The 11,754-nt window shown below is 74.3% G+C and carries 12 protein-coding genes; 2 read left to right on the top strand and 10 right to left on the bottom strand.

Annotated elements, in window-relative coordinates; all coding sequences use genetic code 11:
• The 6 genes from ICW40_RS10455 to paaA all read right to left on the bottom strand — a co-directional run.
• The coding region (locus ICW40_RS10455; RefSeq protein ID WP_221653766.1) for an enoyl-CoA hydratase/isomerase family protein at positions 1–367 on the bottom strand (367 nt) is incomplete at its 3' end.
• The gene (gene paaE / locus ICW40_RS10450; RefSeq protein WP_221653765.1) at positions 364–1,563 is read right to left on the bottom strand and encodes a 1,2-phenylacetyl-CoA epoxidase subunit PaaE; all 1,200 of its coding nucleotides are present in this window, start codon (positions 1,561–1,563) and stop codon (positions 364–366) included. The genes paaE and ICW40_RS10455, both read right to left, overlap by 4 nt.
• On the bottom strand, positions 1,563–2,138 hold the full coding sequence (gene paaD / locus ICW40_RS10445) for a 1,2-phenylacetyl-CoA epoxidase subunit PaaD (RefSeq protein ID WP_308121737.1): 576 nt from the start codon (positions 2,136–2,138) through the stop codon (positions 1,563–1,565). The genes paaE and paaD overlap by 1 nt, the downstream gene beginning before the upstream one ends.
• Positions 2,135–2,974: a 1,2-phenylacetyl-CoA epoxidase subunit PaaC gene (paaC, locus tag ICW40_RS10440; protein ID WP_221653764.1), complete on the bottom strand. Its 840-nt coding sequence runs from the start codon at positions 2,972–2,974 to the stop codon at positions 2,135–2,137. The genes paaD and paaC overlap by 4 nt, the downstream gene beginning before the upstream one ends.
• A complete protein-coding gene (paaB, locus tag ICW40_RS10435) occupies positions 2,971–3,297 on the bottom strand; it encodes a 1,2-phenylacetyl-CoA epoxidase subunit PaaB (RefSeq protein WP_221653763.1) in 327 nt (108 codons plus the stop codon). The genes paaC and paaB overlap by 4 nt, the downstream gene beginning before the upstream one ends.
• Positions 3,294–4,292 (bottom strand): 1,2-phenylacetyl-CoA epoxidase subunit PaaA, encoded by a 999-nt coding sequence (paaA, locus tag ICW40_RS10430; RefSeq protein WP_221653762.1) that lies wholly within the window; start codon positions 4,290–4,292, stop codon positions 3,294–3,296. Before paaA ends, paaB begins: the two co-directional genes overlap by 4 nt.
• 87 nt (positions 4,293–4,379) lie before the next feature.
• On the opposite strand from paaA, the gene ICW40_RS10425 reads away from it, so the two are divergent.
• Positions 4,380–5,090, top strand: a complete 711-nt coding sequence (locus ICW40_RS10425; RefSeq protein ID WP_221653761.1) for a TetR/AcrR family transcriptional regulator — start codon at positions 4,380–4,382, stop codon at positions 5,088–5,090.
• A gap of 84 nt (positions 5,091–5,174) precedes the next feature.
• Positions 5,175–7,574, top strand: coding sequence for an ATP-binding cassette domain-containing protein (locus ICW40_RS10420; RefSeq protein ID WP_221653760.1), 2,400 nt, complete (start codon positions 5,175–5,177; stop codon positions 7,572–7,574).
• Positions 7,575–7,697: 123 nt separating this feature from the next.
• Here the strand turns inward: ICW40_RS10420 and pcaF are convergent, their stop codons facing one another.
• The 4 genes from pcaF to ICW40_RS10400 form a co-directional block, all read right to left on the bottom strand.
• Positions 7,698–8,900 carry a 3-oxoadipyl-CoA thiolase gene (gene pcaF, locus ICW40_RS10415; RefSeq protein WP_221653759.1) on the bottom strand — a complete coding sequence of 401 codons (1,203 nt, stop codon included), beginning with the start codon at positions 8,898–8,900 and terminating at the stop codon, positions 7,698–7,700.
• Complete coding sequence (paaI, locus tag ICW40_RS10410; RefSeq protein WP_308121736.1) at positions 8,893–9,477, bottom strand: hydroxyphenylacetyl-CoA thioesterase PaaI; 585 nt, start codon at positions 9,475–9,477, stop codon at positions 8,893–8,895. The genes pcaF and paaI overlap by 8 nt, the downstream gene beginning before the upstream one ends.
• The gene (locus ICW40_RS10405; RefSeq protein ID WP_221653758.1) at positions 9,467–11,002 is read right to left on the bottom strand and encodes a 3-hydroxyacyl-CoA dehydrogenase; all 1,536 of its coding nucleotides are present in this window, start codon (positions 11,000–11,002) and stop codon (positions 9,467–9,469) included. Before ICW40_RS10405 ends, paaI begins: the two co-directional genes overlap by 11 nt.
• Positions 10,999–11,754 (bottom strand): dihydrolipoamide acetyltransferase family protein (locus ICW40_RS10400; protein WP_221653757.1); only part of this gene is annotated, 756 nt, incomplete at its 5' end. The genes ICW40_RS10400 and ICW40_RS10405, both read right to left, overlap by 4 nt.

The raw sequence follows: 11,754 nt of genomic DNA, 5'->3' as shown, positions 1-11,754 counted from the left end.
GCGAGGCGACGCGCAGGTCGCACGCGAGCGCGAGCTCGCAGCCGCCGCCGAGCGCCGGCCCGTCGACGGCCGCGACGGTCGGCCACGGGTGGTGCTCGAGCTCGTCGAACAGCGTCGCGTTGATGCCGCGGCGCGCGTCGGCGGCGTCGCGCTCGAGCAGCTCGGCGATGTCGGCGCCGGCCGCGAAGATCCCGGGAGTCACCGAGTGCACGACGACGACGCAGGGCTCGCGCCGCGCGTCCGCGAGGACGGCGTGCAGCTCGTCGACCATCGCCTGGTCCAGCGCGTTGTGCTTGGCCGGCCGCGCGAGCCCGACGAGCAGCACGGCGCCGTCGCCGCGCCGCTCGGTGACGACGAGGCCGCTCACCGGTCGTAGTCCACGACGAGCCGGTCGGTCACGGGGTGCGCCTGGCAGGTGAGGACGACGCCGCGCTCGAGCTCCTCGGGCTCGAGCGCGTAGTTGGTGTCCATCTCGACCGCGCCCTCGACGACGTGCGCTCGGCACGTGCCGCACACGCCGTTCTTGCACGCGAAGGGCGCGTCGGGACGCGCCGCGAGCGTCGCCTCGAGCACGGGGACGCCGTCGCGCGGCAGCCGGAACGTCGTCGAGCGCCCGTCGAGCAGCACGGTGACCTCGGCGCCGGCCGTCGGGCGCGGGTCGACGGGGCGCGGCCGGCGCGGTGCCGGCGCGTCGCCCACGAAGAACAGCTCGCGGTGCACGCGGCCGGCCTCGACCCCGCGCTCGAGCAGCGCGCCGCGCACCGACTCGGTCAGCGCGAGCGGTCCGCACAGGAACCACGCGTCGACGTCCTGCGGGGGGACGAGGGCGTCGAGGATGCGGTGCAGCCGGTCGACGTCGAGCCGCCCGGAGAGCAGCTCGACCTCGGACGCCTCCTCGTGCAGCACGTGCAGCAGCTGGAAGCGGTCGGGGTAGGTGTCCTTGAGGTCCTCGAGCTCCTCGAGGAACATGATCGTCGAGGCGCGGCGGTTGACGAGCACGAGCGCCGCCGTGCTCGCCGGCTCGACCTCGAGCGCCGTCGCGAGGATCGACAGGACGGGCGTGATCCCGGAGCCGGCGGCGACCGCGACGTAGCGGCGTGCGCTCCCCGGGTCGAGGTCGGGGCAGAACGTGCCCGTCGGCGTCATGACCTCGAGCTCGTCACCGGGCGCGAGCTGCTCGGTCACGTACGTCGAGAACGCGCCGCCCGGCACGCGCTTGACCCCGATCCGCAGCCGGTCGCCCGTCGCCGGTGCGCAGATCGAGTAGTTGCGCCGGACGTCGCCCTCGATCGCCGGCGCCCGGACGGTGAGGTGCTGACCGGCACGGAAGCGGAACTCGGGCCGCAGGTCCGGCGGGACGTCGAACGTCACCGCGACGGCGTCGTCGGTCAGCGGCTCGACCGCGGCGACGCGGAGGCGGTGGAACACCGCGTGCCGGCGCGGGCTGCCCGTCGCGGCGACGGCGACGGCGGCGGCCGCGGCCGCGTCGGCGGCGGCTGCGTCTCCGGTGACTGCGTCGAGGGGTGCCGTGTCGTCGGTCGTGGCCTCGGTGGCGGCGCTCATCAGATCGCCTTGAAGGAGTCGAACGGCTCCGCGCAGTCGCGGCAGGACCACAGCGCCTTGCACGGCGTCGAGCCGAACCGGCTGATCTCGCGCGTGCGCGTCGACCCGCACCGCGGGCAGCGCGCGGTGAGCGCGAGCGCGACCGGTCGGCGGCCGCCCGCGGCGCCGTCGGCGAGCGCGTCCCCGCACGCGCCGGGCGGGGCGATCCCGTACGCGCGCAGCTTCTCCCGGCCCGCGTCGCTCATCCAGTCGGTCGTCCAGGCCGGGGCGAGGACGGTCCGCACGACGACGACGTCGGCCCCGGCCGCATGCAGAGCGCGCTCGACGTCGGCGGCGATGACTGCGGTCGCGGGGCAGCCGGTGTACGTCGGGGTCAGAATGACCTCGACCCGGCCCTCGGCGGCCACGGCGAGGTCGCGCACGATGCCGAGGTCGTCGAGCGTCAGCACGGGGATCTCGGGGTCCGGCACCTCGCCCGCGACCGCGCGCAGCCGGACGACGTCTGCCGCGGTGACGCGCTGTGTCTTCTGGGTCCCGGGCGCCTCGCGCGCCTCGCGACTCCGGGTCGCGGTCACCACGTCGCCCCCGGGTGCGCCCGGTGCAGGTGCTGCATCTCGGGCAGCAGGTGCCCGAGGTGCTCGCTGTGCAGGCCGACGCGGCCCCCGCGCGAGCGCCACGTCGGCTGCGGCACGGCGAGCGTCGCGCGCCCGACGACGTCCTCGACGTACGCCGACCAGGCCGGCCGCAGCGACGCCGGGTCGACCGCGACGCCGGGGAGCGCGGCCGCGGCGTCGTCGTGGTCGAACAGCTCGTCGACGTAGGGCCACGTCCGCTCCAGCGCCGCCTGCATGCGCACGTGCGCCTCGGGCGTCCCGTCGCCGAGGCGCAGCACCCACTGCGTCGCGTGGTCGCGGTGGTAGCGGACCTCCTTGACGGCCTTCGCCGCGAGGCCGGCGAGGGTCGCGTCGGCGCTCGCCAGGAGGCCCGCGTAGAGCTCGCACTGGTACGCCGAGAACAGCAGCTGCCGCGCCATGGTCACTGCGAAGTCGCCGTTCGGGATCTCGACGAGCCACACGTTGCGGAAGTCCCGCTCGTCGCGCAGGAACGCGAGCGCGTCCTCGTCGCGGCCGGTTCCCTCGACCTCTCCCGCGTAGGTGAGGAGCGTGCGCGCCTGGCCGAGCAGGTCGAGCGCGATGTTGCCGAGCGCGATGTCCTCCTCGATCTGCGGCGCGCGCGTGACCCAGGCGCCGAGGCGCTGCGCGAGGACGAGCGCGTCGTCGCCCAGGCCGAGCAGGTAGGAGACGAGCGGCGCCTCGGCAGCCGTCGGGCGCGCGGGTGCCGCGCTGCGGCTGACGCCCGCGACGTCGAGGCTTCCTGCCGTGGTGGTGGTGGGGCTGGTCGGCGCGGTCACAGGTGCTCGACCCCCTCGGGCACCGCGTAGAAGGTGGGGTGCCGGTAGACCTTGTCGAGCGCGGGGTCGAAGAACGGGTCCTTCTCGTCGGGGCTCGACGCGACGACGTCGCTCGAGCGGACGACCCAGATCGACACGCCCTCCCCCCGGCGCGTGTAGACGTCGCGCGCGTTGCGCAGCGCCATCTCGGCGTCGGGCGCGTGCAGGCTGCCGGCGTGTTGGTGGGACAGCCCCCGGCGCGCGCGCACGAACACCTCCCACAGCGGCCAGCCGTGCGGCGTCCGCGCGGTCGTGGCCGTGCTGCGGGTGCTGCCCGCGGTCATGCCGCCACCTCGGCCGGCTGCGCCTCGGCCGACGGCGCCGCGTGCTTGGCCGCGTACGCCATGGCCGACTCGCGCACCCACGCGCCCTCCTCGTGCGCCGTCCGGCGGCGCTCCATGCGCTGCGCGTTGCACGGGCCGTCGCCGCGGATGACGCGGTCCAGCTCGGACCAGTCGATCGCGCCGAACCGCCAGTGGCCGCTCTCCTCGTCCCAGCGCAGGTCCGGGTCGGGGAGCGTGAGCCCGAGCACCTGCGCCTGGGGCGCGATCATGTCGACGAAGCGCTGGCGCAGCTCGTCGTTGCCGAACCGCTTGATGCCCCACGCCATCGACTGCGCCGAGTGCGGCGAGTCGGCGTCGGGAGGGCCGAACATCATGAGCGACGGCCACCAGAACCGGTCGACCGCGTCCTGGGCCATCGCCTTCTGCTCGGGCGTGCCGTGGGAGAGGGTGTGGAGGATCTCGAAGCCCTGCCGCTGGTGGAAGGACTCCTCCTTGCAGATCCGGACCATCGCGCGGCCGTACGGGCCGTAGGAGCAGCGGCACAGCGGGACCTGGTTCATGATCGCGGCGCCGTCGACGAGCCAGCCGATCGCACCCATGTCCGCCCAGGTCAGCGTGGGGTAGTTGAAGATGCTGGAGTACTTCTGCCGGCCCGTGTGCAGCAGGTCGAGCAGGTCCTCGCGGTCGACGCCGAGCGTCTCGGCCGCCGCGTAGAGGTAGAGGCCGTGCCCCGCCTCGTCCTGCACCTTGGCCAGGAGGATCGCCTTGCGGCGCAGGCTCGGGGCGCGCGTGATCCAGTTGCCCTCGGGCTGCATGCCGATGATCTCCGAGTGCGCGTGCTGGGCGATCTGGCGCACGAGCGTGCGGCGGTAGCCCTCGGGCATCCAGTCACGAGGCTCGATGCGCTCCTCGGCCGCGATCATGCGGTCGAAGCGCGCCTGCAGCTCGGCCTCGAGCGCCGGGTCGAGCGTCGCCGCTGCGTCCTCGTGGGTCATCGTCGACCTCCGCCTGGGGGACCGAGGTCCCTGGACAGGTGATTCCTGAACGAACGTTCGTTATCAACGATAGGGCAGACTCGGACCATGTCAACGCGGTCGGTCGAGCCCCGTGCCCCGGCGCGCACGACGTCGACGTCCGGCGGCGCGCGGCCGGTGGGCCGGCCCGCGCGGTACTCGCAGGACGACCTCGTCGCGGTCGTGGCCCGCGTCTTCATCGAGCGCGGGTACGAGGCCGCGAGCATGGCGGACCTCGCGCGCGCGAGCGGCCTGACCAAGTCGGCGTTCTACCACCACGTCAGCGGCAAGGAGGAGCTCCTGCGGCTCGCGGTGAGCCGCGCGCTCGACGCGCTCGACGGCGTCTTCGAGGAGCTCGGCCAGGTCGACGGCGGTGCCGTGGCCCGGCTCGAGCGGGTGGTCCGCCGGACGACGGAGATCCTCGTCGCCGAGCTGCCGTACGTGACGCTCCTGCTGCGCGTGCGGGGGAACACCGCGGTCGAGCGCGAGGCCGTCGCGCGGCGGCGGGCCTTCGACGCGCGCCTGGCCGACCTGGTCCGCGAGGCCATGGACGCGGGGGAGATCCGCGACGACGTCGACCCGCGCCTGGTCACCCGGCTGCTCTTCGGCATGGTGAACTCGATCACCGAGTGGTACCGGCCGGGGGCGCGCGGCGACGGCGAGGGTCGCGATGCCCACGACGACGTCGTGCGGGCGGTGGTCGAGCTGGCGATGGACGGCATGCGCGCGCGGCGCGTCGGCGAGGGTCGTCCGGTGCCCGCCGAGGGTCGTCACGAATAGAGAAGCGGGCATGTCGGGGGGCGCCGCTAGCGTGGCCCCGTGGACGTCGTCGTCCACGCCTGCCGCGTCACGGATGGAGACCCGATGAGCATCGCCACCAAGCCGGAGCAGCCGTCGACCGCGACCGAGTCCCACGCGGCCGACACCCACGACCTCATCCGGGTGCTGGGGGCGCGTGAGAACAACCTCCAGGACGTCAGCGTCGACATCCCGAAGCGCCGCCTCACGGTGTTCACGGGGGTCTCCGGCTCGGGCAAGAGCTCGCTCGTCTTCGGCACCATCGCGGCCGAGTCGCGGCGTCTCATCAACGAGACCTACAGCGCGTTCCTCCAGGGCTTCATGCCCTCGCTCGCGCGGCCCGAGGTCGACCGGCTCGAGGGGCTGACCACGGCGATCATCGTCGACCAGGAGCGCATGGGTGCCAACCCGCGCTCGACCGTGGGCACGGCGACGGACGCCAACGCGATGCTCCGCATCCTCTACAGCCGCCTCGGGGACCCCCACATCGGCTCCCCGAACGCCTACTCGTTCAACATGCCGTCCGTGAGCGCGAGCGGTGCGATCACGGTCGACCGCGGCGAGGGCAAGACCCGGGCCGAGAAGGTCACGTTCAACCGCCTCGGCGGCATGTGCCCGCGCTGCGAGGGCATGGGCTCGGTCAACGACTTCGACCTGTCCGAGCTCTACGACGAGACGAAGTCGCTCAACGAGGGCGCCATCCGCGTGCCGGGCTACAGCATCGACGGCTGGACCGGCCGCATCTACCGGGCCTCGGGCTTCTTCGACCCCGACAAGCCGATCGGCAAGTACGGCAAGCGCGAGCTGCACGACCTGCTCCACAAGGAGCCGACGAAGATCAAGGTCGAGGGCATCAACCTCACCTACTCGGGGCTCATCCCGAGCATCCGGAAGTCCTACCTGTCCAAGGACATCGACGCGCTCCAGCCGCACATCCGGGCGTTCGTCGAGCGCGTGGTGACGTTCACGACGTGCCCCGAGTGCGGCGGCACGCGCCTGACCCAGGAGGCGCTGGCCTCGAAGATCCGCGGCAAGAACATCGCCGACCTCTGCTCGATGCAGATCAGCGACCTGGCCGCCTGGGTGCGTGAGCTCGACGAGCCCTCGGTCGCCCCGCTGCTCGCCGGTCTGCAGCACCTGCTCGACTCGTTCACCGAGATCGGGCTCGGCTACCTCTCCCTCGAGCGCCCGTCCGGCACGCTCTCGGGCGGCGAGGCGCAGCGCACCAAGATGATCCGCCACCTCGGCTCGTCCCTCACCGACGTCACCTACGTCTTCGACGAGCCGACGATCGGCCTGCACCCGCACGACATCCAGCGGATGAACACGCTCCTGCTCCAGCTGCGGGACAAGGGCAACACGGTGCTCGTCGTGGAGCACAAGCCCGAGACCATCGCGATCGCCGACCACGTGGTCGACCTCGGCCCGGGCGCGGGCACCGCGGGCGGCACCATCTGCTTCCAGGGCGACGTCGAGGGCCTGCGCGCGAGCGACACCGTCACGGGGCGCCACCTCGACGACCGGGCGACGCTCAAGGACACGGTGCGGCAGCCGACCGGCGCGCTCGAGGTCCGCGGCGCGTCGGCCCACAACCTCAAGGACGTCGACGTCGACATCCCGCTCGGCGTGCTGTGCGTGCTCACCGGCGTGGCCGGCTCGGGCAAGAGCTCGCTGGTCCACGGCTCGGTCGTCGGTCGCGAGGGGGTCGTCGTCGTCGACCAGAGCGCCATCCGCGGGTCCCGCCGCAGCAACCCGGCGACCTACACGGGCCTCCTCGACCCCATCCGCAAGGCGTTCGCGAAGGCCAACGGGGTCAAGCCGGCGCTGTTCAGCTCGAACTCCGAGGGCGCGTGCCCCACGTGCAACGGCGCCGGCGTGATCTACACCGACCTGGGCGTCATGGCCACGGTCGAGTCGCCGTGCGAGGAGTGCGGGGGCAAGCGGTTCCAGGCCTCCGTGCTCGAGTACACGCTCGGCGGCAAGAACATCGCCGAGGTGCTCGCGATGCCCGTCGTCGAGGCCGCGCCGTTCTTCGCCGACGGTGACGCGCGCACGCCCGCGGCACAGAAGATCCTCGACCGGCTCGCCGACGTCGGCCTCGGCTACCTCACGCTCGGCCAGCCGCTCACCACGCTCTCCGGCGGCGAGCGGCAGCGGCTCAAGCTCGCGACGCAGATGGCGGAGAAGGGCGACGTCTACGTGCTCGACGAGCCGACGACCGGCCTGCACCTGGCCGACGTCGAGCAGCTGCTGGGGCTGCTCGACCGCCTCGTCGACTCGGGCCGGTCGGTCATCGTCATCGAGCACCACCAGGCCGTGATGGCGCACGCCGACTGGATCATCGACCTCGGCCCGGGTGCCGGTCACGACGGCGGTCGCGTGGTCTTCGAGGGGACGCCCGCGGACCTCGTGGCGTCGCGGTCGACGCTCACGGGTGAGCACCTGGCGGCGTACGTCGGCGCCTGAGTAGTCGGTCGGTCGGCCGCGGTTCCGTCAGGGTGCACCTGGCGGTGCGCGGCTGGCGAGGGTCGCCGACGCCGCACGCACCTTCGAGGAGCGACGCCTCACACGCTCTCGAGGAGGGCCGCCTCAGAGGCTCTCGAGGAGCAGGGCGACGCCCTGCCCGACGCCGACGCACATGGTGGCCACGGCTCGGTGCCCCGGGCCGAGGTCCGCGAGGTCGATGGCCGCCGAGAGGCCGATGCGCGCCCCGCTCATCCCGAGCGGGTGGCCCAGTGCGATCGCGCCACCGTTCGGGTTGACGTGCGTGGAGTCGTCGGGCAGCCCGAGCGTGCGGAGCACCGCGAGCGCCTGGGCCGCGAAGGCCTCGTTGAGCTCGACCAGGTCGACGTCGCCCAGGCGGAGGCCCGCGCGCCCGAGCAGCCGCTGCGTCGCGGGCACGGGACCCAGGCCCATCGTGCGCGGCGGCACACCCGCCGCCGCCATGCCGGCGATCCGCGCGAGCGGCTCGAGACCGTGCCGCTCGACCGCCGCGCCGGACGCCACGAGCACCGCGCACGCGCCGTCGTTGAGGCCCGAGGCGTTGCCGGCCGTCACGGTGCCGCCGGCCTCGAGCGGTGTGAGGCGGGCGAGGGCCTCGAGCGACGTGTCGCGCGGCTGCTCGTCCTCGTCGACGACGACCGGCTCGCCGCGCCGCTGCGGCACGGGCACGGCGACGATCTCGCGCGAGAACCGGCCGGCCGCGCGCGCCTTCGCGACCCGCTCCTGCGACCGCAGCGCGAAGGCGTCCTGGTCCTCGCGCGCGATGCCGAGCTCGCGGGCGAGGTTCTCGGCGGTCTCCGGCATCGTGTCCGTGCCGTACAGCTCTCGCATGCGCGGGTTGACGAAGCGCCACCCCATCGTCGTGTCGTGGATCTCCGCGGCCCGCGAGTACGCCGCTTGCGGCTTGGGCATGACGAACGGTGCGCGGCTCATGCTCTCGACCCCACCGGCGAGCACGAGGTCGGCCTCGCCCGCGCGCATCGCGCGCGCCGCGCTGCCGAGCGCGTCGAGGCCTGAGCCGCACAGCCGGTTCGTCGTGCTGGCGGACGCGGTGACCGGCAGCCCGGCCAGCAGCGTCGCCATGCGCGCGACGTTGCGGTTGTCCTCACCCGCCTGATTCGCGCAGCCGAGGACGACGTCGTCCAGCGCGTCCCAGTCCACGCCGGGCAGGCGGTCGGTCAAAGCCCGGAGAACGTGGGCGGCGAGGTCGTCCGGCCGGACGGGCGCGAGCGCGCCCGCGTAGCGGCCGATCGGCGTCCGCACGCCAGCGACGAGGAAGGCCTCAGGCATCGGACGCCCCTCCGGACGGTACGGCGGACGGTTCGGTGGACGGGACCTCGGACGGCACGCCGGACGTCCCCTCCGCCGGCAGGAGCGGGCGGCCGAGCGAGCGGCTGCGGCCGCGGTACTCGGCGATCACGGTGCCGTCGGCACGGCTCAGCGTGACGTCGTACAGGCCGCTGCGGCCGTAGCGGACGCGTTCGGTCGCGACCGCCACGAGCTCGTCGTCGAGGCGTGCGGGTGTCGCGAACACGATGTCGAAGCCCGCCGCGACCGTGACGTCGTCGTAGGTGTTGCACGCGAAGGCGAACGCGCTGTCGGCCAGCACCGCGAGGTAGCCGCCGTGGCACGTGCCGTGGCCGTTGACCATCTCCGCGGTCACGCGCATCGACAGCCGCGCGCTCCCGGGTGCGACGTCGTCGATCCGCATGCCGAGGCGGCGGCTCGCGAGGTCGGCCGCCCACATGGTGTCCGCGCAGCGGCGGGCCAGGTCCTGGGCGCGGTCGGGTGCGCCGTCGGCCCCTGGGTCGAGCCTTCGGGCCGGCGCCAGGTCGGCGGTGCGGTCGGGCGTGAGGTCAGTGGCCACGCAGCGCTCCTCCGGTCGTCGAGGCGCGGCGCAGCGCGGGGGACACGCGGTACCGGTCGCTGCCGGTGGCGGCCGCGACCGCGTCGAGCACGGCCGCGACGCGCGCCGGACCCGTGCGGTCGCCCCACTCGAGCGGCCCGAGCGGGTAGCCGGCGCCGAGCCGCAGGGCGGTGTCGACGTCTGCGGGGTCCGCGATGCCCTCGTCGGCGACGGCGGCCGCCTCGTCGACCAGCACCGCGACCGTGCGCGCGACGAGCAGCCCGGGTCGGTCGGGCAGGACGGTCACCGCGGCGCCGGTCGCCTGCAGCAGGCCGACGACGGCGTCGAGCACCTCTCGCGGGCAACCGGGAGACGCGGCGACGGCGAACCGCGTGGCGGTCCGGGGGTCGAGCGCGAGGTCGAGGACGACGACGGGCACGCCCGCCGCGGCGGCGCGGTCGGCAGCGGTGCGCCCGTCCGTCGGGACCAGCAGGCCGCCGTCGACCTCCGCGACCGGCTCGAACCGGTGGGCGTCGCGCGGGCCGGGGCGCGCGTCGGCGAGCACGCCGACGCCGACCTCCTCGACCCGCTCCCACAGCGAGGTCCACGGGCCCCAGTCGCCGCGGACGACGACCTTCTCGGGCGCCACGGCGGGTGGTGCCGTGCTCGGGCGGGGGCGCGGCGAGCCGTCGTCGTGCCGGTAGAAGCCCCGCCCGGTCTTGCGGCCGAGAGTCCCCGCCTCGACCAGCGCCTCCTGGACGCGCGACGGCGCGTAGCGCGGGTCGCGACCGAGCTGCTCCCACACCGAGCGGCTCGTGGCCAGGTTGACGTCCTGGCCGATGAGGTCCGTGAGCTCGAGCGGTCCCATGGGGAACCGCCCGGCCTCGCGCAGCACCGCGTCCACCGTGGCGGCGTCCAGCCCCGTGTCCTCCTCGAGGGCCGCGAGGGCTTCGCCGTAGAACGGGCGGGCCACGCGGTTGACGACGAAGCCCGGCGACGACGCGACCTGTACGGGCGTCTTGCCCCACGCCGTCGCGAGCGCGGCGACGCGCGCCGCGACGTCCGGGTCGGTCGCGGTGCCCGACACGACCTCGACGAGGCGCATGGCGGGCGCGGGGTTGAAGAAGTGCATGCCGACGAGGCGTCCGGGGTGCCGCATGCCGGCCGCGACGTCGGTGATCGAGAGCGACGACGTGTTCGTGGCGAGCACGCAGGTAGGCGCGACGACGTCCTCGAGCGCCGCCATGACCTGCTGCTTGACGTCCAGCTGCTCGGCCGCGGCCTCGACGACCAGCACGCAGTCCGCGAGGTCCGCGATCGACGCGGCGGGCGCGAGGCGCTCCCTGGCCGCGTCCGCCCGGTCGGCGTCGACCCGTCCCCGGGCGACGAGCCGGTCGAGCGCCCGGCCGACGTCGGCGACGGCGGCCGCCGCGCGCCCGGACGCAGCGTCGAGCAGCAGCACGCGGTGCCCGGCAAGCGCCGCGACCTGCGCGATGCCGGCGCCCATCGTCCCCGCGCCGACGACGCCCACGGCTCCGGTGCTCACAGGTCCCCCGAGTCCAGGAGCGCGTCGAGGGGGGACTCGATCGCGTCGGCCACGAACCGCAGGAAGCCGCCTGCGGTGCCGCCGTCGCACACGCGGTGGTCGAAGACGAGCGACAGCTGCGCGATGTGGCGGACCACGATCTCGCCGTCCACAACCCACGGCCTCGGCAGGATGCGACCGAGCCCGAGGATCGCGACCTCGGGGTGGTTGATGATCGCGGCGCTGCCGTCGACCCCGAACCCGCCGTAGTTGTTGAGCGTGAACGAGCCGCCCGTGAGATCGGTGGTCGTCGCCCGGCCCTCGCGCGCGGCCGTCGTGACGCGACGGATCTCCGTGTCGAGGTCGCGCGTGCGGAGGGCGTGCGCGCCCCGGACCACCGGGACGACGAGGCCGCGGTCGCTCTGGGTCGCGATGCCCAGGTTCACGCCGGCGAGGTGCACGATCTCCTCGCCGTCGACGTCGACCCACGAGTTCAGCTCGGGGAAGCGTGCGAGCCCGGCGATCACGAACCGCGCGACGAGCGCGAGTAGGCCGGGCGGCTCGCTCAGCGACGCCCGCAGCTCGACGAGCCGGGTCGCGTCGACGTCGACCCACGTCGTCGCCTCGGGGATCTCCTGCCTGGATCGCGCGAGCCGCGTCGCGACCGTGCGGCGCACGCCCCGCAGCGGGACGCGCTGCCCGACGGCGAGCCCGGTGCGCGGGTCGGCGCCCTGAGGTGCGGCCGGAGCCGGAGCCGGAGCCGGAGCCGGAGC

It is taken from the genome of Actinotalea ferrariae (genome assembly GCF_019733465.1).
In the GTDB taxonomy this organism is placed as follows: Bacteria; Actinomycetota; Actinomycetes; order Actinomycetales; family Cellulomonadaceae; genus Actinotalea; species Actinotalea ferrariae_A.
Note: the sequence above shows the minus strand (reverse complement) of the source record. Positions and strands in the feature narration are given on the sequence as shown.